Source organism: Methanoregula sp. (assembly GCF_041645475.1).
In the GTDB taxonomy this organism is placed as follows: domain Archaea; phylum Halobacteriota; class Methanomicrobia; order Methanomicrobiales; family Methanospirillaceae; genus Methanoregula.
In genome coordinates, this window is sequence record NZ_JBAZQA010000023.1 from 1 (window position 1) to 25,369 (window position 25,369).

Consider the following 25,369-nt stretch of genomic DNA (forward strand, 5'->3'; position numbering starts at 1 on the left):
CAGGATCCGGGGATATCTCTCAACCGTTAAGAAAAATGAAAGGCCGGTTCTCGCATCACTCGTTGGTGCATTTCAGGGAAATCCATTCACACCTTCTTGTGCTCACAGGACGGGCTGAATAGTTACGTTTTTTTTAATAAAAAATTACCAGCTCGTAAATCCGCCATCAAGAATCAAATTCTGACCCGTTACAAATGCGGACATATCGCTTGCAAAGTAGAGTGCAGCACCTTTCACATCTTCTTCAATTGCCATCCTCTGCAAGGGTGTTTTTTTGACATATTTTGTATGGAATGATTCCGGCTGGTTTCTGTAGACCCCTCCGAGGGATATTGCGTTTGATCGTACCTTGGGGGCAAGCACTGTTGCCATCCATCGGGTCAACTGGATAAGCCCTCCCTTGCTCGCAGCGTATGCTGCAGGATTTCCCATTGAGGTACCCTCATAAAAACTCATATCCGGTCCCTGGATACCGTAGATTGAACTGATATTGATTACGGAGCCATGTTCCGATTGGATCAGGGCTTTGGAACAGGCCTGGGTGAGGATGAACGGGGCGGTAAGATTGACTTCGAGAGCAAGTCTCCATGTATCGGCATCCTGTTTCTGGAATTCAACACCCCACCCTTTCAATGATGAGGTGCCAACAAGGGCTGCACAATTCACGAGGATATCTAAGGATCCCAATTTCTTCTGCACTATTTTTGGAATCTCCCGTAATTTTCTCTCATCCGTGAGGTCTAGGATTATGGGAAGGGTTTCTACTGCATAATCGCGGCTGATCTGATCACATTTTTCATTGCATAACGCTTCATTGCAATCAACGATGACAATTCCTGCACCGTTTTCGGCAAGGGCATCACAGATCGCAGAGCCGATATGGCCGGCACCCCCGGTGACAACTGCGGTACGGCTGGTTAAATCCATCAGTTCTTTTACAGATTTCATTTCATCGACCACCCTGAGTATTCCGTTTGTTCATGAGAAATTCTGCAATTGAAAAATCAAATTCCGTGTCAATGTCAATTGCCCGCTCCTGGGGTATCTCAACTGCCAGAACTTTTCCTTCGAAGAGGCTCTTTGCCGTTAAAATAAATTCCGGCCGGGCTGCATAGGCAACGGTTGTCATGTCATATACAACCGGTGCATCCTGCCTGCGGTGCGTAGCCGTCTCCGGCGGAATTACAAGGTGGGCATACCCTGCATCATCATTTTTTATCATATTGAAAAACGGGCTCCGCTCTGCTTTTTTTACGGTAATCACAATATCTGCATCGCTTTGTAAGAGTTTTGTTATACAGGCGTCAACATCCTCTGTCAGGCGAAGGGGTGCGGTTGTGGGGATGCTGACAAATACATCAAGATTTTGTTTGTTCCTGCTCTGGACTTCCGTGATCGCATGTTGCCAGGCAAGCCATTCCGGGGATTTGTCCCCGGATAGCTCCGGCGGTCGGAAAAACGGCACTTCCGCCCCATATTGAACGGCTATGTTTGCGATTTCCGCATCATCGGTTGAAACAATGACCCGGCTGATGAGATCACTTTGGCGTGCAGCCAGGATCGCATAGGCAATAAGGGGTTTTCCTGCCAGATTCCGGATATTTTTTCTCGGTACTCCTTTGGATCCACCCCGTGCAAAAATGAAACCCACGATATTCTTTTTCATAATATGATGCACCGTTTTTCTTCCGAGGATTTTAACGCCGCAAGAGCGATCTCGACAACTTTTCTCCCATCGACAATACCGATCAGGGGATCGTTCCGTGTTTTTACACATTCGATAAAATGCCGGAGTTCAGCAATGTACATGTCATTTCTGTCGATCTTTTGAGCCGGGCAGAGTACCGTCCATTCCCCTGTTTGTGCAGAGTACAGGGAGACGGAATCGGTTGTCCCATCCCAGAACAGTGTTCCTTCCGACCCGATTATCCGGCAGTATCTTGTGGGGAATCTCTGGACCAGATCAAGATGAATATTGGCTACCGCCCCGTTTGCGAACGTAAGGATGATATCAGCAGTGTCCTCGACATCAATAGCAAGATTGCTTACCCGATCGACATGGGAGGTGACAGATCTTACTTCCCCCAAAAACCACCGGACGTAATCCAGCTCATGACTCAGTTCAAAGACTGCCCCTCCGCCAAGAGCTTTTCTTGCACTCACGGAGTTGCGGTAATCGGAGCCCGGTCGCCAGTCGGGAAGGTATTGCCCCACTTCCGCCCGAAGTGAGAGGATTTTTCCTAATGATCCGGCTTCAAGACGGTTTTTCATAATCTGGAACGGGTGATGGAACCGCAGGTTGTACCCAACCATAATGACATTTTTTTTCTCCTTCTGAATTTTCTGGAGTGCTGCGACTCCTTCCAGATCAGAGGACAGGGGTTTTTCGATAAAGAGATTGATTCCCTCCGCTGCAAGGGCCAGTGCTACGGGGATATGAAATGATGCCGGATTTGTGATGAATGCAATATCGGGTTGTGTCTGAATAGCCTCTTCCAGCGAATAAACGATACAATCCGCCCGCGGGTCCCCGGGTGATGGTTCCGATGGCTTTGAGTGCGTATGCCAGATGCTAACTGATGCGTCAGGATCGATTTTTTTTATGTTCTGAAGATGGCGCTTTCCAATACTCCCAAGACCAGCCACCAGATATTTCAAGAAAATGTCCTCTTTTACTGATGTTAATTCTTCATTTCGTTGTTTAAAATATCTTTTTATCAGAATGATAGAAGCACAATCGGTCAGGAGGTTTTTGTTGGAGAAGAACCGGTGAGCCTTATTCTTAAGTGTGCCCTGCAGAATCCCTGAATCGTATCAGGGATTCATGTAATGTTGGAAGGCGTGCATGGAACGTGTTTTCATATTTTTTATTCGATAACGACATATCTTCGGGCCGTTTGGCACGAAGCGAGACAGGGCTCATCTCAACCGGCTCTATCGGTGATGGATCAAAACCGCATATATCTGCAAGAGCTATCCCGAATTCGTATTTTGAACAACGGTCAGTCCCGGTAATATTTACCAGACCGGAAAAACCTGCTGGGATAATGGTATCAATTGCCTCGGAAAGGTACGTGACTTCAATCGGGGTGAAGAAAAAATTCGTGAATAAGTGCATCGGTTTTCCGGACTTCAGGCTATTGTATACCCATTCACCAAACGTGGGGACATGGCCGGCGGGGCTCCATCCGAAAAAATTGGTCCGGATGATAACTGCCTCCGGAAGATGATGCCGGGTTACCCGTTCTGCTTCCAGTTTTGTCTGGCCGTACTGGTTTATGGGATTTGGTACATCCTCCTCCGTATACATCCTGTTTTTTCCATCGAATACCTGATCGGTAGAGATGTAGAGCAGACGGGTGCGGTATTTCTTCGCTGCAACAGCGAGATTCTTTGCGGTCTGAACAGTGATCTGCCGGGCCAGGTCCGGTTTTTCTTCACAGAGATCAACATTCACGAGGCTGACGGTATTAATGATCACATCCGGCTTTTCCTGCCTGAGAAGTGATTCCAGAAATGATTCATCCAGAAGGTTTCCTGAATGAAATGGCAGGTCATCATCCTTTGCAATCTCGGGACATTTCTGGGAGGTAAGAATTACTGAGTATTTTTTTGAATCAACAAAAAAGCGGGTGAAATTGGATCCAAGGAATCCATTTGCCCCGGTAATCAGGATTTTTTTCATGGTCCTCTGCATTCTGCGGTGAACAGGATTTGGATCAGAATTATTTCCGGGTAAACACACAATTATACATGGATGCAAATTTCCCGGCATCAAACATGGGGGCGTGTTTTTTCGAGGATAATGTAAACCCGGCATCTTCTAAAATCCGGGTGATTCCTGCATTATATTCCGTCTGGTTATCATCGATCTCAATAAGCACGCTTTTCACCCTTTTATCCTGAAGGGTCTGTCTTGCGCCACGGATAATTTTATCCTCAATTCCATCAACATCAATTTTTATATGGTTGGGTGCAGGTACCTGAAAAATCCTGATGAATTCGTCAATCGAAAATCCCAGCATGCCCTGTTGGAATTTAACCTCCCAGGAATCCTCCATGAATTCAATTTTTTTCGCTGCATTACCGAATGCATTGATAGCTCCACCCATCTGGATGGAAGACATGTTCAGGTATCCGGTTTCAGAAACATCACTGAATGCAATACAGAATGCCTGAATCATTGAATCGAGACGGTTGATTTCGGTATTTTTCTGGAGAAGGAAGTAATTGGCCGCGGAGGGTTCAAACGCTTTTACAAATACACCTTTTTTTGCTGCATAGAGGGTATAACAGCCGACATTTGCCCCGATATCCCAGAGAATGTCTCCCGTTTCAAATGAATCTATCCATTCGATTGTCTCGGGCTCTTTGGTTAATAACGATTCAGCACGATACAGTGGAATTTCGCCAAAGCAAAAGAACGTTATATCCCCATACCTTGTTTTTTGAATGTAGTATGGGCTGAGCTGTTCGACCATGTTCGAGAGGATAAGGTGTTTATTTTTTTGACCAAACAACCCAGTACAGAAACGTAACGCAGTGATCCCTGTATCGAATATTTTCTTTTTAATTGTCATAAAAGGGCCCTGATTTCTGTACATTTCATCTGCATGTCATAAAAATATTCTTACACGGGGATTTGACGGGTATCCGGAAGGAGCCGGAATTGTGTCTCCATATGACGAGAGTACATGAATGGAAACGAGGAGTCCATGAAAAATGAATGTGTGCGGGCAAATTACTCAGTCCCGTGAAAAATTTCCGGATTTTGATCCCTGGTAATAATCTCCCTAGATTTTCACAATAATTCGATGAGTGTGTTGATACCGATAGCCGGAATATTTTTAAACGTTTTTGGGAATTTGAGCCGTTCGAATCCAGGCCTTTCCCCAAAACGGGGCCTCATTTCATTTGCCGAGTCTTATGTACGGGTCAAAACCGGAGTGTGCCGGAAGGGCGCTATTTTGCAGGTTTGATCAAGTCATAATCGGCTCATTTCATGAAAAAACGGCAAAATCCGCGATTTTTGCAGGGGCGTGGACATCGTTTCCTGTGCAGAAAAAAAACGATTGCCCGGATTAACAAACCGGGCATTTTGCGGGCCCGGAATAGTTCGGGTCTTTACGGATGGGAGGACTATGACGGCAGACCTTTGATTGGGCGCGGCCATCCCACGGAATTACTCCGGTGCCGGGCCCCGATATCCTCGCGCTATGCGATCAGTGCATTGCCCGGAATCAGCAGCAACAAAACCGCAGCTCGCCGCTAAGTAACCTATGGGGATCATGCAACAAGATCTCCGGCGGCTACGGTACCAATGGAAATTTTTTCGTGCGGTAATCCTGTAAACTGCCGTGCAGCAGACATTTCCGGCAGTCATTGCTCCGCAGTGTGGGTGCCCTGGGGATGGCGGTTGTTCATCGCCCTGTATCAGGAGCGATATATCTCCTTATTCTCTCACGGTCTCCAACAACGGAACCACATTACTCCGAAAAATCCATATCCTCCACAGAGGATGCCCGGATAGAATCGCGCCAGCCGGATCGTTCACCGGAATAATCGGGGATTCATACCTCCAATGATCGCCTCCCGTTTGAACTGGACTGAGGGAAGAATGCCAGAAGCATACCCTCCCCCGGGGTCTGTGGAAGAATCTCATTTCGTGCAATCATTCGTGATTTTATAACCGATAACGGCCGGATGATCCCCGGCTGATGACAGAGTACCGTCCATTGTTTTATTATTGCAGGAATCAAGAAGCATTTATTGTGGGAACCTGGGATGAGCGTTTACCGGTTTGAGAAAAACTCTGCTCCAACACAAGACCAGCGTGAACGGTATATGATCGGAGAGATCGATGAAAAACACTTTGGTCCTGATGGACAGATCGTACTTATCGAATACCCTGAGGCGGTTTACCTTCGGGACGACAGGGAGCATACCCGGATCCTTTATACGGGGCGCAAGGATAAACACAAGGCTCTTGAAGAAGTGACGCGGCTGACGGGCCGGCACAACAACGAGACTACGGAAGCTCATCGCTAACCTGGATTTTGCCAGTCCGATCCGAAAAAACCCAATCCCCCGAGGGTACCCCTGTCGGGAATGTCATGGCACGGATCGATGGTGTGTCGTTCGCTGGGAATTATTGGAATGAAACCTGCTTTTTTATGGTATGAAAAAAGGGTAAATGGGTTCAGACACGGGAATCGATCACAAGGATCACTGAGGAATTCGAGCCCATGTTCAGCGGGGCAATTGCTGATACAAATGTCCCCCAGTGATCAGTATATGGCCCTACAACGATCGGTTCTGTAATAATATTTTTCATCTCTGTGGGAGCATCGGTATATACCTCTGCGCATTTCGAGGCATTCGGGGTGCCATGATCGGTATCGACCAGAAACGTGGCGGTGCCGTTCTTCTGTTCAAGCGCGTAGATATAGGCGATCCGGGAATCAGTAGCCTTGAATTCCCTGAGTTGACTGAGCGTGGCCATAAAGGCCGTTGAATTTTCACCTTCCTTCATTATTATGGAAATATTTCCCGTGTTGATCTTTTTGGCCAGTGTCCCGACTAATGCAGCCATTTCGGTTTTCAGGGTCGCATTGACGGCTGGGGTTGTTATGACTGCTGCCGGTGTAGTGGTGGCCTGGGCAGTTACCAGGGGTGTAGCAGTTGCAGTCGGGGTCGCGGTGCTTGCAGGAGTAGTGGATGGCTGGGTACATCCGGCTACGAGGAGGATAAGCATAAGCATAAGAAGCGATACTCCGAATGCCAGTCCTGTTGTACGTTGCATAGACTTACCGTTTAGAGAAACCGGTATTAAAATCTCCCGATTTTTCACGAATGAGTCTTTGGCGAACAGATTCGAACGAAATCCTGCCGGGACGGCTCTTTTTCCGGAGGTTTGGCCCCGACTCATTTGCGAGGATCACGATACTAAGGTTCTCACGCGGGATAAGCAGAACATACGCGTGATTGCCCCTCGTCTCCCCGGTATGCCGGACGATCGGGGGAGTCCCATCCATCTGCTGATAAATCCGGCCCAGGCATGTGTGGAGTGAGACTCCTGACCGTATGAACAAATGTGGGGATACGTTGCTCAACAATCCAGAAGGTCTGTTCATGAGTACCCGAATCTGAACAAGGGTGAAAAGTCCCTGAAAAGGATCTGGTGTCCCATTTTTGGTGTATGTTTCTGAATGAACTTTTTCATGGCAGACCCTGCTTAAAAAAAATTAATCGCGATCATGGAGTGTCAGTTGATGAGGTGATAATCGGATAATTATCCGACAATCGGCAGGTACAAGCGACAAAATTTTTGATTCTCCGGTGAGACGCTCCATAAAATTCAATCAGGGTGCGGTTGAAAAATTCCGGGCAGGGGCTGAGGGGGTGATTAAAAAAAAATTTCCGGAGATTGATTGCGAATTTTTTTGGGGCATAAACGGAAGGGGTTTCTCATAAGCAAATTAATCAGAAATGATCAAAAGGATCCGTATTCCTATGATACGGATCGTTGAAATGGTGGCTCGAACAGATGGATCCTGTTCCCCTGTTCATTTTAGTGAAGAGCCAAAAACTATGAAATTGATAGCAGGTCTTACAAAATATAAGTGTCTACCCCCACAAGTAACTCTTGGAATATGAGGTTGACTTCTATGGGATTCTGGATCTGTGGAGTGGGCAAGTATGCCAGATTCTCCAGGGTTCGTTCACCCGGAAATCCGGGAGATAGCGGATCTCGGGGTCGGTCAAGTTCATCCTGCTGCGGTCCACTTCCCGGGTCACGAGTGCTGCCGATAAAGTTTTTATTATGTGATCAATCTCGAATATGGAATCCGTTGGAACGGGATTCGACCATCCCCCAAAAAATGATATCTGCAGGGAAATGGTGCTGATGTTACTTTCACATCGGCAGCGTGCGCTATTAAAAACAGAACAAAAATATTGGTTGCCACACTTCTGTAATGGGTGTGCAGGAAAACCCGAACTTCCCGGAAATCCGGAATAAGGCCGTGGAAAAGAATCTGGCTGAACGCTGTATCAAAAAAGCGGTTCAGGACACACGGGAGAACGAGATGGGGATTATCGTGACGGGATGACGGATCGATTTCCGTGTACGACCGTTTCAGAAATTATATCACGCTTACGAGAAAGAAAGGAACACGTCTCATGAAAAAAATAGTTTACATTGCCGGTCCCCTGTTTTCACAGGCAGAGCTGGATTTTAACGAGAATGTTGACACGCGGTTGAGAGAATGCGGGTACGATACCTTTCTTCCGCAACGAGACGGTAAGAAATTATCAGATTTGATTGTAGCGGGTATTTCGAAAGAGGAGGCAGTCAAAACAATATTTGAGATAGATCTTCAACAAATCCATAAATCGGATATTCTTCTCCTGATTATTGACGGAAGAGTGCCGGATGAGGGGGCCTGTGTTGAACTGGGCATTGCCTATGCCTTGAATAAAGAGTGCATCGGCCTAAAAACCGATTCCCGATCGCTGATGGACAATCTGGACAACCCGCTCATCCTCGGGGCCATTAAAGGAAAGATCGCAACAAGTATTGACGAGCTTTGTACTTGTTTTAACTGAATCAACGCCAATAAATCTCAATCATTGTTCATAATCCTGAACGTGATACAGTGCACTCAAAAAGATATTACTATATCATACGGAGATAATTCTTCCTTATGCACTCCGGAAAATACGGTATCGCAGTCGTTCTGGTTCTTCTCGTTCTTATTGCGGGTTGCACAACCCCTGAGGTCACATCCCCGTCAGTACTTCCGGCCACTCCTGCCGGCACCGCGGCACCGCCGCTCACCCCCCAGGTCACCACAGCAGCATCCACCCCATACCTTGTCGGGGTCTGGACAGGAACAACGGTCGGGAACACAAAAACCGACGGGTTCCGTGAAACGAACACAACGCGGTATAACATCACGGCCCAGAAGGGATCGGCATTCTCCGGGAATAAAGATTATACCCGCGCAAACGGGATCACGTATCACGAGAATTTCTCTGGCGTCATCACGTCAGATGGCAGGATCAACATTGTCGGGCATGTTGCCGGAACCATGACGGGCAGATTGATTGGTCCAAACGAGGCAGAGTTCAGCTTCCTCCAGCCAGGAGATGATGCAAAAGCCTTCATCATCCACCTCACCCGTCAGCAGGGCTGATCTCCTTCTCTTCTTTTTAATAAAAACGTGTGTTACGATAAATGGTCCGCAATTCCGGAGCTAGGATCTCACACCCTGAAAAACCGTGATTCAGTTAAAACTGCCCCATCTCGTCCTCACTGCCAGCTCCCTGTTTAGGGTCTCTTCACATTGCATAATCCCTCCTCATAATGTCGGGATTTTGTCCGAGCGGGGTGCTCACCCGTTGCTTTGATTCTGGATTGGGTAACCCCTCATTTCAGATGTTTGAGATTGGAGATCAAATCCTTCCCGCTTATGGCGGGATGAACCACATGCAACAAATCAATAAAAAAAGAGCGGAAATCAGGCTTACCGGTTCAGGCGGCCTTGTCAACGGGTTTTTTATTTTCCAGAAGAACTGCCTGCCCAGCTGCAAGCCGCGCAATGGGAACGCGGGGCCCGGAACAGGAGACATAGGACAGACCAATGGAGTGGCAGAACCGGATTGAGGCCGGGTGGCCGCCGTGCTCCCCGCAGATGCCAATTTTCATGCCGGGGCGGCTGTGGCGGGCCCATGTGACGGCCTGCTCCATGATCCTGCCCACACCCTTGACATCGAGCACTTCAAACGGATTGTCAAGGAGAATACTGCTCTTATTGTACATGGGCAGGAACTTGTTCTCGGCATCTTCCCGGGAGAACGAGAATGTGGCCTGGGTGAGGTCATTGGTGCCAAATGAGAAGAACTCGGCTTCATCCGCAAGGTTGTCCGCGCGGAGGCAGGCCCTCACTACTTCAAGCATGGAGCCGAATTTGATGTTCAGCTTGACTTTGAATGTTTTCTCCACCTCTGTAAGGATCTCGTCTACCCAGGCATGGACCCGTTTGAGTTCCTGGACCGTACAGACCTGTGGCACCATGATCTCTGCCGAGACGGCTACTCCATCCTTCTGGCATTCTGCTGCTGCCTCGAGAATGGCACGGATCTGCATGCAGTAAATCTCAGGGAAGGTGAGGCCAAGACGTACTCCCCGGTGGCCAAGCATCGGGTTCACCTCATGTAGGGATTTTCCTTTCAGGAGCATTGCTTCTTTTTTCCGGATAACATCTTCAACCAGCTGGGGATCGGTGAATTTCTCCATCTTTGGAATCTGTCCATCAGAATGTTTGAGGTATTTTACGGAGTCGGCAAGAATATTCAGGCCGTGCAGGATCTCCCGCAGGTTACACAGGGTTGCGAGCTCTTCTTCCAGCTGGTGTTCGGTTGGGAGGAACTCATGGATTGGCGGATCAAGGAGGCGGATTGTAACCGGCCGCGATGCCATGATCCGGAATATCTCCTTGAAATCCTCGCGCTGGATGGGGAGCAGTTTGTCCAGCGCTTCCTGCCGGTCTTCTTTTGTTTCGGCAACGATCATATCCACCATAACCGGCAGGCGATCGGTGCCATTGAACATCCGTTCGGTACGGCAGAGGCCGATACCCATTGCGCCAAAGGTGAGCGCCCGTTCGGCATCTTTCGGGGTATCGGCATTCGCCATAACCTGCATGTGCGCTGTTTCGTCAGCCCAGGTAAGGAGCGTGGCGAGATGGCTGGAAAACTCTGCTTCGATCATCGGGACTTCCCCAAGATAAACAGAGCCGGTGGTCCCGTCAATCGTTATAAGCGCCCCTTCCCCGAAATCCAGTTCCCCGACCCGGGCCTGGCGCATCTGGACATCGACAACGATTCCTTCAGCACCGGAAACGCAGGGTTTTCCCATTCCCCGCGCAACAACTGCCGCATGGGAGGTTTTTCCACCACGGCTTGTCAGGATTCCCTGTGATGCGAAGAAGCCGTGAATATCCTCGGGTTTTGTCTCTTCCCGTACAAGGATGACCCGTTGTCCGGTCCGGCCCAGTTTTTCTGCCCGGTCAGCATCGAAAACAGCAATACCAACTGCCACACCGGGTGATGCGGGCAGTCCATGGGCTATCGGCTTTTTGGTTACCCGGGGATCAAGGCGGGGAAAGAGCATCTGATCGAGCATCTCGGGAGGAACCCGAAGCAGCGCTGCATGCTTGTCGAGAAGCCCTTCCTGTACCATCTCCACTGAAGTACGGACAAGCGCCGTGACATTCATCTTCCCGTTCCGGGTCTGGAGGCAGTAAAGCGTTCCTTTCTCGATAGTGAACTCGAAGTCCTGCACTTCTTTGTAATGAGTCTCAAGTTTCCTGCGCAGTTCTAAAAGTTCGCGGTGTAACTCCGGCATCTCCTGGGCCATGGCTGCAACCGGTTTCGGGGTCCGTATGCCGGCAACGACATCTTCTCCCTGGGCATTTACCAGGTACTCGCCAAAGAGAACATTCTCTCCCGTTGCAGGATCGCGGGTGAAACCGACACCGGTTGCCGAATCCTCACCCATATTCCCAAAGACCATCTCCATGACATTGACTGCAGTTCCGTTTGCCATATCGGGAGTAATCTTAAATTCCCGCCGGTAATCAACAGCCCTTTTACCGCCCCATGAGCCAAAGACGGCCTTAATTGCAATCTCCAGCTGTTCCCGCGGGTCCGAGGGGAAGGGTTTCCGGGTGTTCTTTTTCACAACCTCAAGGAATCGCCTTGAGACCTCATCAAGATCGTGAGCAGACAGGTCCACATCGTTTTTCACGCCGGCCATCTGCTTGACACTCTCAAACTCCGCATCGAATTCCTCATCCGGCACACCAAGCGCGATCTTACCGAAGAGCTGGATGAACCGGCGGTAGGCATCGTAACCAAACCGCTTGTCTCCTGTCTGAAGGATGAGCCCCTCAAGAGTCTCCTCGTTGAGACCGAGATTCAGGATGGTATCCATCATTCCCGGCATGGATATTGCGGATCCTGACCGGACCGAGACAAGGAGCGGATTCTCGCGACCGCCAAAAACCCTGCCGCTCTTCTTCTCCAGATCCGATAACTCCTTTTTCACCTGTTCGTGAAGTCCTTCCGGCAACTTCCGGTCCGGACTCTCAAGATATGCAAGACATGCCTCGGTTGTGATAACAAAACCCGGGGGAACATTGAGGCCGATCCGGGTCATCTCGCAGAGGTTTGCACCTTTGCCGCCGAGCAGTTTCTTGTTTTTTCCATCGCCTTCACGGAAGGCATATACCCACGTTTTCTTCATGGTAACTCCGGAAACCGGAAAAATTGACCGTTAATCGTATACCGTTGACCTGACCGGATCTCTGATCCCGACGTGCAGGAACAGATTAATGACAATATATGCAATTTCCTGTTCATTATTTTCCATCCCGGGAATTCCTGTCCTCGCCCGTCTGAAGGATCGAAAGGCAGCCCATGCAGGATCGGATTTTACCAATCCCTTTTCCTTACACATAACTTTTCAAGAATAGTCATCCGTAAGCATTATTAATTATACTAAACGCGAGCGAAACCTGCAATAACTGCCCGCTGTATCCGCTGAATTCCCACCCCGGTATATCCATATCAGAGAATCAGGGCCGTGCACTGCATAGTGCCCTCTCGCCGGATATTTTGAACCTGCCGGTATCGGAGGATTCATACCAGAAAATTCGGGTTCAACGGCATACCTCCTGAAAGTTCAGGATATCATCCGGATTCTGGAAAAGACTCTTATAGTGTAGGGGGATTAGTATCATTCAACCATCTGCCTGATACGGATGCCAGGCCCTGATAATGACACTGAAGCGGATTGATGAATCGGAAGGCTATGAACTGCTGGAAAAGATCGGAATCCCATCCCCTGCATATACCGTAGCCAGGACTGCAGAAGAGGCCGTTGCTGCCGCCGAAAGAATCGGGTACCCTGTTGTCCTTAAGGTGATCTCACCGGACATAAACCATAAGAGCGATGTTGGCGGAGTCGTCATATCCATAAAGAATGCCGAGGGGGTCAGGCGCTCCTTTGAAAAGATTCTCGAAAATGTGCAATCCCGCAATCCTGATGCACGGGTTGACGGGATCATTGTTGAGCAGCAGATGGACCCGGGTCTCGAACTCATCATCGGGGGAAAAACCGATCCCTCGTTCGGGGAAGTACTCCTGTTTGGCATTGGCGGAAAATTTGTTGACCTGGTCAAGGATGTTGCCGTCAGGATCCTTCCCTTAAACGAGCACCAGGTTCGTGAGATGCTCCAGGAATTGTGGGGTTATAAGCTGATCCATGGGTACCGGGATGAGCCCCCGAGGGATGAGAAAATACTGATAGCAAAGATCCTGAAAATCAGTTCATTCTTTTACAAAAATCCCAACCTCGTGGAATTCGATATCAATCCGTTTGTTCTCTACGAGAAGGGGGGATGCGCCGTAGATGCACGGTTCATTGTGGATATGGAAGGTAAAAATCAGGTCTCCCGGCTCCATCAGGAGATCCTGCCCTCACTCTTTGAAGCAAAGACCATAGCAGTTGTCGGTGCATCTTCTGACCCGAATAAGGTGGGATATGCGGTGTGCAAAAATCTCCTCTCATTTCCGGGCACCCTCATTCCGGTCAACCCGGGCCGGGCCGAAATTCTCGGGAGGAAGACAAGCCCGAATCTAACTTCCATACAAGAGCAGGTCGATATTGCGGTAATCACGATACCGGCCCGCGGCGTTCCAGCGATTGTTGAGGAGGCGGGAGTCTGTCGCATACCGCTTCTCGTGATCATCTCCTCGGGTTTCCGCGAAGGAGGTGCGGCGGGACGGGCCCTTGAAGACGAAGTCCTTGCTACCGCAAGAAAATACGGGACACGCATCATCGGGCCCAACTGCCTTGGGATCATGTTCCCGTATCTTGGTATCAACACCACTTTTGATCCGATCTCGGCAAAACCCGGAAAACTGGCTTTCATCTCCCAGAGCGGGGCGGTGATCACCACCCTTGTTGACTGGAGCCTGCCGGAAGAGATCGGTTTTTCCGGTATCATCAGTGTCGGCAACCAGCTCGATCTCGGGTTTGAAGAATATATCAATCTCTTCGGACAGGATGAGCAAACCCGCGCAATCATCCTGTATATCGAGGAGATACGGGACGGACCCCGGTTCATCGAGGTGGTCTCAAAAGTTACACCGAAAAAGCCGGTCATTGCCATCAAATCCGGGTCATCCCGGAAAGGGATCAAGGCTGCTGCATCGCATACCGGCTCCCTTGCCGGCAGCCATGACGTCTACCTTGCAGCATTCCGGCAGGCTGGCATTATTACCGTCAGATCGACCCAGCAGGCATTCCGTGTCGGGGAACTGCTGGCATCAGAAGGATATCCGAAGGGAAAACGCGCAATTGTCATAACCAGTGCCGGAGGATTCGGTGTCCTTGCATCCGATTATGCCGAACGGTACGGGATCGAACTTATCAATCTCTCGCCGGAACTGCTCGGGCAGCTCAATGCGATCCTGCCTGCGAGCTGGAACCACGACAATCCCCTGGATATCCTGGGCGACGCGAATGCGGGCCGGTTTGCACAGGTATTTGATATCCTGATCCAGAACCAGCGTGACTGGGATATCATCTTCATCATCATCGTACCATCCGCCCTTGCGGATCCCGTCCTGCTTGCACAGGAGGTTGTCAGGTTCTCAAGGCAGACCCGCAAGATGATTGTTGGATGCATGGTTGGCGGGAACAGCATGAAAGTGGCATTTTCCATCCTTAAACAGGATAATATCCCGAATTTCCAGGATATCGAAGAAGCGTTCGAAATTGCCGGCATGATCGTTCATAACCGCTACTGATCTTCTCTTTTTGGAATCCGTAAAAAAGAGTGGGTTTTGCAGGATCCCAAAAGCCGCGGTTTACAGGTTCTCGGGACGAGTTCCGAAGGTCACTTCGAGCACCCCGTTTCTGAACGAGGATTGCATTGAATCGACATTTACCGGAGGCAGATTGGCTGTCGTATGATAATGGTTCATGCTTCCATCAGCATCGATTGACAGTATGCCATCCTGAACATTAAGCCGGACAGACTCTGCTGTTGCACCCGGAATTTCGACAACAACTTTTACTTCCTCACCAATGTGATGGATTTCCGCAACGGGCGCTGAGTCACCCCTCAGGGTACCGGCCGGTTCATCGGGAATCTGCGGATTTTCGGCCCCACCGTTGATTACGATGTGGTAGCCGAAGACCTGCGGCTCGACGCTGCCGGTTCCCCGGCTCATCCGGGTGAACATCCGGGCGAACATCTCATCCATCTCACGGAACAGGTCCTGTGAATCTTCGTACATTTTTTTCATCTCTTGGGTTTTTCCTGGTTACTTTTCCAACGATTCTGCAAGTTCTTTGATCCGGGCAAAGTCCTTCTTTCTCTGGTAGGTGACTTTGCGGAGATCCTCAAGTGCATCCCTCTCGGATTTCTTTGACTTCATACCGAAATTGCGGATAACCTGCACCGCTTTTTCAAGGATCTCGCGCTGCTCCTGGTTGTAGAGCATGGTCCAGGCCTGCCGCTCGGATGCCTCTATGGCATCGCGGTCGAGCGAGCCACGGACCCGGGTCAGTGCGATATCGAAGTGCGCTCTGGTGAGCATCACGTTCTTGATCGCATCGGTGCGCTCCTGTTCGCTCCGTGAGCCCATCTGGATGATGAATTCCCTCATGGCGGCCATCTTCGCATCGCGGACGAGCGCCTCGATGTCTGCACCTACATAGCCTTCGGTCTGTTTCACCAGCGCATCGATCTCCACATCCTTTGCAAGGATGTGACCCGTGTCACCACCAAGGTAGACCTCGAAGATCTTCTTCCTGCTCTCTTCATCCGGGGCAGGAACGTAGATGTGCCGCTCGAGCCGGCCGGGCCGGAGCAGGGCATCGTCCAGCATATCCGGGCGGTTGGTTGCAGCAAGGATGGTGACATCTTTTAATTCTTCCATCCCGTCCAGCTCAGTGAGGATCTGGGAGACCACGCTCTCGGTCACGTGCGCACTGCCCTGGTAGGATCCGCGCTTGGGGACGAGCGCATCGATCTCATCGAAGAATATGATCGACGGGGAGGCCTGCCGGGCCTTGCGGAAGATCTCCCGCACGCCTTTCTCGGATTCACCCACCCACTTCGAGAGGAGCTCGGGACCTTTGACCGCGATGAAGTTGCACTCGCTCTCATTTGCAACCGCTTTTGCCAGCAGGGTTTTGCCGGTGCCGGGCGGGCCGAACATCAGAATTCCTTTCGGGGGCTTTGTCTGGAGCCGGTCAAAGACATCAGGATACTTCAGGGGCCATTCAACGGCCTCTTTGAGTTCCTGTTTCACGTCTTCAAGGCCGCCCACCTGCTTCCAGGTGATATCGGGCACTTCGACCAGCACCTCGCGCATTGCTGAGGGCTCGACATGTTTCCGGGCCTCGGCAAAGTCCTCGCTTGTAACTTTCAGCTGGTCCAGCACCTCGTTTGGGATCTCTTCGTCAATCTTGATCTGCGGGATGACCTTGCGGAGCGCATGCATTGCTGCTTCCTTGACCAGGAGTGCGATATCTGCGCCGACAAACCCGTGCGTGGAGTTGGCATATTCATCGATCTTTACATCATCCGCAAGGGGAACTCCCCTCGTGTGGACCTGGAAGATCTCCATCCGGCCTTTCTTGTCGGGAATACCGATCTCGATCTCCCGGTCGAACCGGCCTCCGCGCCGGAGAGCTGGGTCGATTGAATCCGGCAGGTTGGTTGCCGCGATAACGATGACCTGGCCCCGGCCTTTCAGGCCGTCCATGAGCGCCAGCAGCTGGGCAACAACGCGCCGCTCAACTTCGCCCTTGGTCTCCTCACGTTTGGGAGCGATCGCATCGATCTCGTCGATGAAGATGATCGCGGGGGCATTGTGTTCCGCCTCCTCGAACTTCTCGCGAAGCCCTTTCTCGCTTTCGCCATAATACTTGCTCATGATCTCCGGGCCGGAGAGGGTGATGAAGTGGGCATCCACCTCGTTAGCCACCGCTTTCGCGATCAGGGTCTTACCGGTCCCGGGGGGACCATAAAGCAGCACACCCTTGGGAGGCTGAATTCCCAGCCGCTCGAAGATCTCCGGGTGGCGGAGCGGGAGCTCGATCATCTCGCGGACGAGCTGTAGTTCGCGCCCGAGGCCGCCGATATCCTCGTAGTGGATATCGGAGACTTCCCGCTTTCCCTCTTCAGGTTTGTAGGGTTCCTCCTTGAGCTCGATCTCGGTATCGTCCGTGACAATCGCGATCCCCTTGGGGGAGACCTTTGCTATGACGAGTGTGATCGAGTTTCCGATCACGTCCACGCGGACCGTCTGCCCTTCGATGACAGACCGTCCGCGGAGCACCCTCGCGAGATATTGTTCCCCTCCGACAAGGCGTATCGGCTGGGTTGGCTGGATAACAACCTTCTTGGCGTACTCGGCTTCGGACTTACGGATCTTCACCTTCTCATCGATACCTGTCCCGGCATTTCCCCGGATGTTTCCGTCGATCCTGAGAATGGCGTAACCGGTATCCTGCGCAAAACCCGGCCAGATTATCGCCGCAGCTTTTTTCTTGCCCTGGATCTCGATCACATCTCCGGAGACCAGCCCGAGCTTCTTCATCACCTCAACGCTGATCCGGGCAATGCCCCGGCCTGCATCATCGTGCGCTGCTTCCTTTACCGTAACTTCGAAAAATTCTTTTTCTGTCATCGTAAAACACCTCGTATCATTAAGGTTTACCATAAGTTAGCGTTCAATTTTATATAAATATTGTGCCAATTCCGATCAGGGTTTCCTGCCCCCGTCCCAGAAAACCGGAGTATTCTTCTCGCCGGAACCGTACTAAAACAAAAAATTCTGTGTTATTCCAAATCAACTTTACTTGTTTAGTGAACAAGCCAGATTTACTCCAGAATTGAGAAAACAAGCCTTTATCTGGTCTTTACAGCAACCATAGTGACATGAGTATTGTTGCAGATGCCAAGCGGGGCATCGTCACAGAAGAGATGAAACTGGTAGCTAAGCAGGAAGGCGTTACTGAAGATTTTGTCCGGCGCGGTGTTGCCGGTGGCCATATCGTAATCCCGACCTCACCTTACCGTAAAGTGAAGATCTGCGGTATTGGCGAAGGGCTGCGCACCAAGGTGAACGCATCCATCGGGACCTCCACAGATATTGTTAATATCCCCGAGGAGATCGAGAAAGCAAAGCAGGCCGAGCGTGCGGGCGCAGATACCTTAATGGAACTCTCCACCGGGGGAGATTTTGTTGAGATCCGCAAGCAGGTCATCGCGAACACAACCCTGTCCGTTGGTTGTGTACCGCTCTACCAGGCATTCATCGAGGCCGCGATTAAGGACGGCGCTGTCGTCAACATGAAAGAGGACGATCTCTTCCGAATCACTGCTGAGCAGGCAAAACTCGGCACCAACTTCATGGCCATCCACACCGGCATCAACTTCGAGACGGTCAAGCGCTTAAAGAACCAGGGCCGGCACGGCGGGCTTGTCTCCCGTGGCGGTGCATTCATGACTGCTTGGATGCTCCACAACGAGAAAGAGAATCCGCTTTATCGTGAATTCGATTACCTGCTTGAGATCATGAAGGAGCATGAAGTCACCCTCTCAATGGGAAACGGCATGCGGGCCGGCGCCATTCACGACGCCACCGACCGGGCTGCCGTCCAGGAACTCCTCATCAATGCAGAACTCGCGGACAAAGCACACAATGAAAATGTCCCGGTCATTGTCGAAGGTCCGGGCCACGTCCCGATCGATGAGATCGCCGCCAATGTCACGCTCATGAAACGCGTCACCAACAATAAGCCGTTCTACATGCTGGGGCCGATCGTTACTGACATCGCACCCGGGTACGACGACCGTGTTGCCGCAATCGGTGCCGCAATCTCCTCCTCGCTCGGCGCGGATTTTATCTGCTACGTTACACCTGCCGAACACCTTGCACTCCCGACACCGGAAGAGGTGTACGAAGGGGTCATGAGTTCCCGCATTGCAGCCCATGTCGGCGACATGATCAAGCTCAAGAAGACCCGGGACCTCGATCTCGAGATGGGTCATGCCCGCCGCGACCTTGACTGGGATCGCCAGTTTGCCGTTGCCATGAACCCTGCCCGGGCAAAAGCCATCCGCGACGAGCGTATGCCCGCAGATACTGACGGGTGCACGATGTGTGGCGACTACTGTGCAATCAAGATCGTCAACCGTCATTTCAAGTTCTAATCTATTTTTTTGCCTCGCACATTTTTTAATAGCCGGAGTCCGTTTCTCAACCTGCACGCGTCTTTGAACCCTGGGTGATTATCACCTCGAAAGGGAATCGTGCTGAATACATTTCAGGTTCCCCCATACCCTGCCATGAATTTTTTCAGCAGGTCCCAGGTAAAACTTGCACGGGTGATGGAACAATCCAGGAAGCCTGGCATGCATTCCCGCCATGACGCAATACACTGATATAACGAGGGGAATAAAATAATCCGGCACGGTGATCGTATCAGGCTGAATTTCGGGGGCTTCATTCCACTCTCAACAATAGACTGGCGGGGGAGGGCAGTATGTACCGTCTTTTTCCGGGGCTGCCCGATACACTGTTCCTACTGCCAGAACGAGGGAATCCTCTCCGGGGAGGATTTCCGCGAGATTACCGAGATCCGGGATTTGATCAAATCCTCATCACCCTATATCAGTGGCATTGTTTTTTCCGGAGGCGAGCCCACGATGCAGAAAGAAGCGCTGATCGAACTGGCCTGTTATGCAAAAAGCCAGGACCTCAAGGTTGGTATCCAGACCAATGGATTCTTTTCGGGAACTATCGAAACGTTACTGGAAGAAAAACTCCTTGACAAAGTGGCACTGGATTTCAAGTCCCGTTTTGAGGGGTATTCCGGTGAACCCGGAACGAATGACACCCATTTCCAGAATTATGAACGAAATGCCAGAAAAACCTTCCAGCTCTGTAAAACGGCCTATGCAAAGGATATCCTGAAGGAATTTGAGGTTGTTCTTACTGTTTTTTACGAGAATGAGAACTATATTGAGGAAATTTCAGATATGATAGCAAAGATCCCCCTTGTTCTTCAGCAGGGGGAGCATAAGGTATTACGATTAAGAGATCTTCCCCCAAATATATCTGAAGGCGAATACCGCGAGAGGAAAAGGAAGCTCCAGGAGAGTTACCATCCGCTGACGCTGGATGAGATCAAACGGCTGGCCGACCGACTGGGAAGAAAAGTGCGGATTAGAACACGGGATGTGGGGGAAATTATCTATAAATCTGGAGCTGGTTCATGAAAGTACTGGGTGTTGTCGGGCTTCCCGCAAGCGGGAAAGGTGAATTTTCAAAGATTGCAACCGGTATGGGCATACCGGTCATTGTCATGGGGGATATGATCCGGAACGCGGTGAAGGCCGCTGGACTCGAACCCACCGATGCGAATTTCGGCCTGACTGCAAACCGGCTCCGGGCCGAAGGTGGGATGGATGCCATTGCCCGGCTCTGCATTCCCGAGATACAGGCCCGCCCGGAACCCCTCGTGCTGGTGGATGGGATCCGGGGAGAGACCGAAGTAGCACTTTTCCGGAACCATTTTACCGGGTTCACCCTCATCAGTATCGATTCATCCTTCGATAACCGGCTCGCCCGTATCACCGCCCGGGCCCGCTCGGATGATTTCACGTCCGCCGATGCACTCCGGAACCGGGATGAGCGCGAACTGAGCTGGGGTCTTGGCAATGCTCTGAAAGAGGCGGATTGCTCTGTCACGAATGAAGGGAGCCTGGAAGAGTTCACGAAGAAAGTCCGGACCCTGCTTACGGACCTGGAGAAGGACAAATGACGCTTCGCCCCTATTTCTCCTCCTCATCAAAGGTCTGGGACGATATCAGCTGGGTGCCCGGGATCGAGGATACCGGTTATTCCGGCTGGGAGATAGTCGCAGACGGCAACTACCGGCTCGATGATCCCGCCGCGTTTCAAAGGATACGTGATGTTGTAGGGAGCACGAACCTGAAGGTGACCGTCCATGCCCCGTTTGGCGACCTCAATCTCGCAACCCTCAACGATCCCATCTGGCAGGAATCCGTCCGCCAGATCATCAGCTGTATTGAACATGCCTCGGAGCTCACCGACCGGGTCACCATCCACCCTGGATACCTGTCCCCGGTGGGAAAACTGATGCCGGACAAGATCTGGGGTCTCCAGAAAGAAGCGCTCCGGAGGATCGGGAGATCCGCTGCGGACCACGGGGTTCTTGCCTGCCTTGAAAATATGATCGGAATCAAGGAGTTCCTCTGCCGGTTCCCGGAAGAGCTCATCGGGATGACGGAAGGCATCGAGGGCATAGGCATGACCTTTGATTTCGGACACGCGAACACGATCGGGAAAGTGAACGCGTTTTTACCCCATGTGGGAAAAGCAAACCACATCCATATCCACGACAACCATGGCGTCTCGGACGAACACCTCCCTCTTGGCGACGGGACCATCCCGTGGAAGACCGTTGGAAAAGGGGTTGCAGCCCGGTATTCCGGTGTTGTTGTGGTTGAAGGGAGATCCATAGAAGAGGCAAAGCGGAGCCTTGCCGTATTTAAGGAGTGTTTCGTTTGAGTGGAGAGACGCTGCATGTCTATTTCCTTGGCACGGCCGGGGCCCTGCCGACCCCGACCAGAAACCCGCCCTGTATCATGATCCGGCGGGGATCCGATACGCTTCTCTTCGACTGCGGAGAAGGTGCCCAGCAGCAGATGATGCGGTCCCGGTGCGGTTTTACCATCAACGCCATCTTTGTTACTCACTGGCATGCCGACCATTTCCTTGGCATCTTCGGGCTTGTCCAGACCATGTCGTTCAATGGGCGCACAGAGCCCCTCACGATTTACGGGCCGGAATGGGTGCATGACTTTGTTGCAACCCTGCGCCAGGTAGCCCGGTTCAACTTAAAGTTCCCCATGGAATCCGTTGAACTCGGGCACGGGTCGTGGGTCCGGTTCGATGGGTACACGGTATCAGCGTTTTCCGTCAACCACGGCCTCCCGGCCCTTGGATTTGTGCTTGAGGAAGATCCAAGGCCCGGAAGATTTGACCGCGAGCGGGCGATAGAGCTTGGTGTCCCCCCGGGTCCGCTCTTTGGGAAACTCCAGAGAGGGGAGGTGGTGAAGATCGGCATGGGTGAATCCGCGATCGAGATCCGGCCCGAACAGGTCATGGGCGAACTCAGACGGGGCAGAAAGATCGTTTACACTGGTGATACGCGGGCGGTCCATTACGGAATCATGGACATAGCCCATGATGCAGACCTCCTCATCCATGATGCAACATATGACGAATCCGAAGCTGCCCGGGCATCGGAGTTCTACCACGCGACCGCCGGGCAGGCCGGAGAGGCTGCTGCAGCGCTGAATGCCGCAACCCTCGTCCTTATCCACACAAGTTCCCGATATACGGATGTCCAGGCACATGTCAGCGATGCACGAAAAAAATTTACCGGGCCGATTCTTGCGCCAAACGACCTCGACATGGTTGAAGTCCCGTTCCGGGATTAACTTTTTGGATCCGGTGCCTCATAACAACTAAATTAAACCTCCGGACACCCATTGATACTTATACGGAAGGATCACTTGGATCTGTTCCATTACCGCGTAACGTTGACGATAGCAGATACCATATCGCAACAATTATGCCAAAACGCCTGTGTGTGGTGAGAGAAAGATGCAAAATACCGAAACCAATGATGTACTCGTATACCGGCTCGGTGCCGGGTGCGATCTCGCAGATATCGAAGAAGGGAATACGTACCAGGGAAAAGTCCAGGGGTTTGCAACCTTCGGCATGTTCGTTCAGATAAACGACCGGATCAAAGGGCTCGTCCATAAGAGCAACATGAAAAGCGAGCATAAGGAGAAGGATGCGGTCCTTGTCCGGGTCCGGCAGGTCCGCCCGAATGGCAACATTGACCTTGAAGAAGTCCAGATCCAGGTATACCAGATCCAGAGCGTGGAGCGCAAATCCACCACGGTCAGGATTGCGGATCTTTCCGGTAAAGTGGGCAAGACTGTTGCCGTTGAAGGTGAAATAGCCCAGGTGAAACAGACGAGCGGCCCGACTATCTTCACCATCGTTGACGAGACCGGGACGCAGAATGCCGCAGCGTTTGTCGAAGCCGGTGTCCGGGCATACCCGGAGGCCGAACTTGGCAATATCATTCGGATTATCGGCGAAGTGATGATGCGCAACAACCAGCTCCAGATAGAGGTTGATGCCCTCACGGTCCTTTCTGAGGAAGATGCCGTGGCAGTCCGGGTGCGGATCGAGAAGGCACTGGATGCCCGGGCAGAACCCGAAGAGATTCCGCTCCTTGTCAAAAGTGAGGTTATGGAGCGGCTTCGTCCGGAGATGCGGAAGGTAGCAAAGCTCATCCGGAAAGCGGTATTCACCTCACAGCCAATCATCCTGCGCCACCATGCAGATGCTGATGGTATCTGTTCGGCAGTTGCAATCGAGCAAGCCGTTGTTTCCCTCATCCGCGAGTCCGGTGGGGACTTTGATGCAGAATATTTCCTTTTCAAGCGGGCCCCCTCAAAAGCCCCGTTCTACGAGATCGAGGACATCACCCGCGACCTTGATTTCTCTTTAAAGGACCACGTCCGGTTTGGCCAGAAGATCCCGCTCGTGATCCTCACGGACAACGGTTCAACGGAAGAAGACGAACCGTCCTACAAGATCGCCAGCGTGTACGAGATTCCCTTCATTGTAGTCGACCACCACCACCCGGATGCAACCATTGACAAGTACCTTCTGGCCCACGTGAACCCCTACCATGTTGGCGGGGATTTCGGGATCACTGCAGGAATGCTCGGGACCGAGGTTGCACGTCTTATCAACCCCACGGTTGAGCCGCTGATCCGGCACCTTCCGGCGGTAGCCGGTGTCGGGGACCGGAGTGAAGCACCTGAACGGGCACTTTTCCTATCGCTTGTCCGCGACCAGTATTCTGAAGAGGCCTGCAAGGATATTGCCCTTGCCCTCGACTACGAGCAGTTCTGGCTCCGGTTCAATGACGGGCGGGAGATCGTCAAGGATATCCTCAACATCACCGGCAACACGGAACGCCACAGGAAACTCGTATCCCTCCTGGTTGAAGGTGCAAATACGATGATTGAGGACCAGATGAACGCCTCCATGCCCCACGTAGTTCCACGGGTACTGAAAAACGAGGCAAATCTGTTCCTGCTCGATGTGGAGATCCATGCCCACAAATTCACGTTCCCGCCACCCGGCAAAACAAGCGGGGAAGTGCATGACCGGCTCTGCAGGCAGAATGCCGGAAAGCCGGTTGTCACCATCGGTTTTGGCCCGGACTTTGCCGTCCTGCGCTCACGGGGTGTACTGATGAACATCCCGCGGATGGTCCGGGAACTGAGAAATGAAATTCCCGGCGGCGGTATCAGCGGTGGCGGGCACCTGGTTGTCGGCAGCATAAAATTCGTAGAAGGCATGCGCGATGTGGTGCTTGAAGCGTTAATTGCGAAAATTGCCGATGCAGAGATCCAGAGATAACCCGGATTACGTTTTTTTTTGAAAACCGGGATCGATTCATGCCCGGATATTCCCATGGATTCGTTTACCGGCGCCGGCGGGCAACCGCTCAATGTGCAGGCCCGATAAATCTTTTCTGGTCAGAATTATCGTCCGGTGGAACAAAAAAGACAGGAAAATTGACCCATTTAACCGATGTTTATATATATATGATAACTCATATGAGTTTTTAATGCTGAGGCACACCATGACAACAACAAAAAACCTCCGTGAAAAGTATAACGAGACCCAGCACAAGATTGTCCAGTACCTCAACTCCGGTATAACCAAAGGCAAACACTATTTCAAATCCAAATACATTGCAAAAGACCTTGGTTTATCCCCTAAAGAGGTCGGGACAAACATGGCAATTCTTGCAGACAGCTGCAAAGAACTTGACATCATACGCTGGAGTTATTCGAACAGCACGACTTGGATGGTAACACCGCGTGCAATTTAATTGATTTCTATTTTTTTTTGATTATCATGACAAAAGTTCTTGAACTTGAATCCGTGGTCGAATTCATTGCTGATATCAACGACCAGAAGGACTGTGTAATGTCGCAGGACCCCACCCAGGACAACCCCAATGCCCTCTGGTTCAATATCGATATCCCCAAGGGCCACCCCCTCAAAGCGGGAGACCGCGTACGGGTTATCATAGAAAAGCTGTGAACAAAATACACCGGTCCCCTCAATTTCAGGGCCGGGAATC

The 25,369-nt window shown here is 51.3% G+C and carries 22 protein-coding genes; 13 read left to right on the plus strand and 9 right to left on the minus strand.

Annotation, left to right across the window (positions count from 1 at the left end; translation table 11 throughout):
* Positions 1 to 144: 144 nt before the first annotated feature.
* The 5 genes from WC598_RS14360 to WC598_RS14380 all read right to left on the minus strand — a co-directional run bounded on the left by WC598_RS14360 (position 145) and on the right by WC598_RS14380 (position 4,481).
* The gene (locus WC598_RS14360; protein WP_372962198.1) at positions 145 to 948 is read right to left on the minus strand and encodes an SDR family oxidoreductase; all 804 of its coding nucleotides are present in this window, start codon (positions 946 to 948) and stop codon (positions 145 to 147) included.
* A 1-nt stretch (position 949) separates the two neighbouring features.
* On the minus strand, positions 950 to 1,666 hold the full coding sequence (locus tag WC598_RS14365) for a cytidylyltransferase domain-containing protein (protein ID WP_372962199.1): 717 nt from the start codon (positions 1,664 to 1,666) through the stop codon (positions 950 to 952).
* A complete protein-coding gene (locus WC598_RS14370) occupies positions 1,663 to 2,658 on the minus strand; it encodes a Gfo/Idh/MocA family protein (protein ID WP_372962200.1) in 996 nt (331 codons plus the stop codon). The genes WC598_RS14365 and WC598_RS14370 overlap by 4 nt, the downstream gene beginning before the upstream one ends.
* A 124-nt stretch (positions 2,659 to 2,782) precedes the next feature.
* A complete protein-coding gene (locus WC598_RS14375) occupies positions 2,783 to 3,685 on the minus strand; it encodes an NAD(P)-dependent oxidoreductase (protein WP_372962201.1) in 903 nt (300 codons plus the stop codon).
* A gap of 40 nt (positions 3,686 to 3,725) precedes the next feature.
* Positions 3,726 to 4,481: an FkbM family methyltransferase gene (locus tag WC598_RS14380; RefSeq protein WP_372962202.1), complete on the minus strand. Its 756-nt coding sequence runs from the start codon at positions 4,479 to 4,481 to the stop codon at positions 3,726 to 3,728.
* A gap of 1,303 nt (positions 4,482 to 5,784) precedes the next feature.
* Here WC598_RS14380 and WC598_RS14385 point away from each other — a divergent pair.
* On the plus strand, positions 5,785 to 6,048 hold the full coding sequence (locus WC598_RS14385) for a hypothetical protein (protein WP_372962203.1): 264 nt from the start codon (positions 5,785 to 5,787) through the stop codon (positions 6,046 to 6,048).
* A gap of 151 nt (positions 6,049 to 6,199) precedes the next feature.
* Here WC598_RS14385 and WC598_RS14390 read toward each other — a convergent pair whose 3' ends face one another.
* Entirely contained in the window at positions 6,200 to 6,802 is a 603-nt protein-coding gene (locus WC598_RS14390; RefSeq protein WP_372962204.1) for a hypothetical protein, read from the minus strand.
* A 1,174-nt stretch (positions 6,803 to 7,976) separates the two neighbouring features.
* Between WC598_RS14390 and WC598_RS14395 the strand changes: the two genes are divergently transcribed.
* From WC598_RS14395 to WC598_RS14405, 3 genes are all read left to right on the plus strand, one after another.
* Positions 7,977 to 8,111: a hypothetical protein gene (locus tag WC598_RS14395; RefSeq protein ID WP_372962205.1), complete on the plus strand. Its 135-nt coding sequence runs from the start codon at positions 7,977 to 7,979 to the stop codon at positions 8,109 to 8,111.
* Between the two features lie 70 nt (positions 8,112 to 8,181).
* A complete protein-coding gene (locus tag WC598_RS14400; RefSeq protein ID WP_372962206.1) occupies positions 8,182 to 8,607 on the plus strand; it encodes a nucleoside 2-deoxyribosyltransferase in 426 nt (141 codons plus the stop codon).
* A gap of 98 nt (positions 8,608 to 8,705) precedes the next feature.
* Positions 8,706 to 9,197, plus strand: a complete 492-nt coding sequence (locus tag WC598_RS14405; RefSeq protein ID WP_372962207.1) for a hypothetical protein — start codon at positions 8,706 to 8,708, stop codon at positions 9,195 to 9,197.
* A 338-nt stretch (positions 9,198 to 9,535) separates the two neighbouring features.
* Here the strand turns inward: WC598_RS14405 and ppdK are convergent, their stop codons facing one another.
* Entirely contained in the window at positions 9,536 to 12,310 is a 2,775-nt protein-coding gene (ppdK, locus tag WC598_RS14410; protein WP_372962208.1) for a pyruvate, phosphate dikinase, read from the minus strand.
* A gap of 533 nt (positions 12,311 to 12,843) precedes the next feature.
* On the opposite strand from ppdK, the gene WC598_RS14415 reads away from it, so the two are divergent.
* Positions 12,844 to 14,880 (plus strand): acetate--CoA ligase family protein, encoded by a 2,037-nt coding sequence (locus WC598_RS14415; RefSeq protein ID WP_372962209.1) that lies wholly within the window; start codon positions 12,844 to 12,846, stop codon positions 14,878 to 14,880.
* Between the two features lie 60 nt (positions 14,881 to 14,940).
* On the opposite strand, the gene WC598_RS14420 is transcribed toward WC598_RS14415, so the two are convergent.
* Both WC598_RS14420 and WC598_RS14425 read right to left on the minus strand, forming a co-directional pair.
* Positions 14,941 to 15,381: an Hsp20/alpha crystallin family protein gene (locus WC598_RS14420; RefSeq protein WP_372962210.1), complete on the minus strand. Its 441-nt coding sequence runs from the start codon at positions 15,379 to 15,381 to the stop codon at positions 14,941 to 14,943.
* A gap of 18 nt (positions 15,382 to 15,399) precedes the next feature.
* Complete coding sequence (locus WC598_RS14425; protein ID WP_372962211.1) at positions 15,400 to 17,775, minus strand: CDC48 family AAA ATPase; 2,376 nt, start codon at positions 17,773 to 17,775, stop codon at positions 15,400 to 15,402.
* A gap of 251 nt (positions 17,776 to 18,026) precedes the next feature.
* Here WC598_RS14425 and thiC point away from each other — a divergent pair, with 251 nt between their 5' ends.
* From thiC to WC598_RS14465, 8 genes are all read left to right on the plus strand, one after another.
* Positions 18,027 to 19,304 carry a phosphomethylpyrimidine synthase ThiC gene (thiC, locus tag WC598_RS14430; protein WP_372962212.1) on the plus strand — a complete coding sequence of 426 codons (1,278 nt, stop codon included), beginning with the start codon at positions 18,027 to 18,029 and terminating at the stop codon, positions 19,302 to 19,304.
* Between the two features lie 309 nt (positions 19,305 to 19,613).
* Complete coding sequence (locus WC598_RS14435; protein WP_372962229.1) at positions 19,614 to 20,372, plus strand: radical SAM protein; 759 nt, start codon at positions 19,614 to 19,616, stop codon at positions 20,370 to 20,372.
* Positions 20,369 to 20,917 (plus strand): dephospho-CoA kinase, encoded by a 549-nt coding sequence (locus tag WC598_RS14440; RefSeq protein WP_372962213.1) that lies wholly within the window; start codon positions 20,369 to 20,371, stop codon positions 20,915 to 20,917. The genes WC598_RS14435 and WC598_RS14440 overlap by 4 nt, the downstream gene beginning before the upstream one ends.
* Positions 20,914 to 21,687, plus strand: a complete 774-nt coding sequence (locus WC598_RS14445) for a sugar phosphate isomerase/epimerase family protein (protein WP_372962214.1) — start codon at positions 20,914 to 20,916, stop codon at positions 21,685 to 21,687. The genes WC598_RS14440 and WC598_RS14445 overlap by 4 nt, the downstream gene beginning before the upstream one ends.
* Complete coding sequence (rnz, locus tag WC598_RS14450) at positions 21,684 to 22,622, plus strand: ribonuclease Z (protein ID WP_372962215.1); 939 nt, start codon at positions 21,684 to 21,686, stop codon at positions 22,620 to 22,622. The genes WC598_RS14445 and rnz overlap by 4 nt, the downstream gene beginning before the upstream one ends.
* Positions 22,623 to 22,788: 166 nt before the next feature.
* On the plus strand, positions 22,789 to 24,636 hold the full coding sequence (locus tag WC598_RS14455) for a DHH family phosphoesterase (RefSeq protein ID WP_372962216.1): 1,848 nt from the start codon (positions 22,789 to 22,791) through the stop codon (positions 24,634 to 24,636).
* Between the two features lie 226 nt (positions 24,637 to 24,862).
* A complete protein-coding gene (locus WC598_RS14460; RefSeq protein WP_372962217.1) occupies positions 24,863 to 25,114 on the plus strand; it encodes a hypothetical protein in 252 nt (83 codons plus the stop codon).
* A gap of 26 nt (positions 25,115 to 25,140) precedes the next feature.
* On the plus strand, positions 25,141 to 25,329 hold the full coding sequence (locus WC598_RS14465) for a hypothetical protein (RefSeq protein WP_372962218.1): 189 nt from the start codon (positions 25,141 to 25,143) through the stop codon (positions 25,327 to 25,329).
* The last annotated feature ends 40 nt before the right edge of the window (positions 25,330 to 25,369 follow it).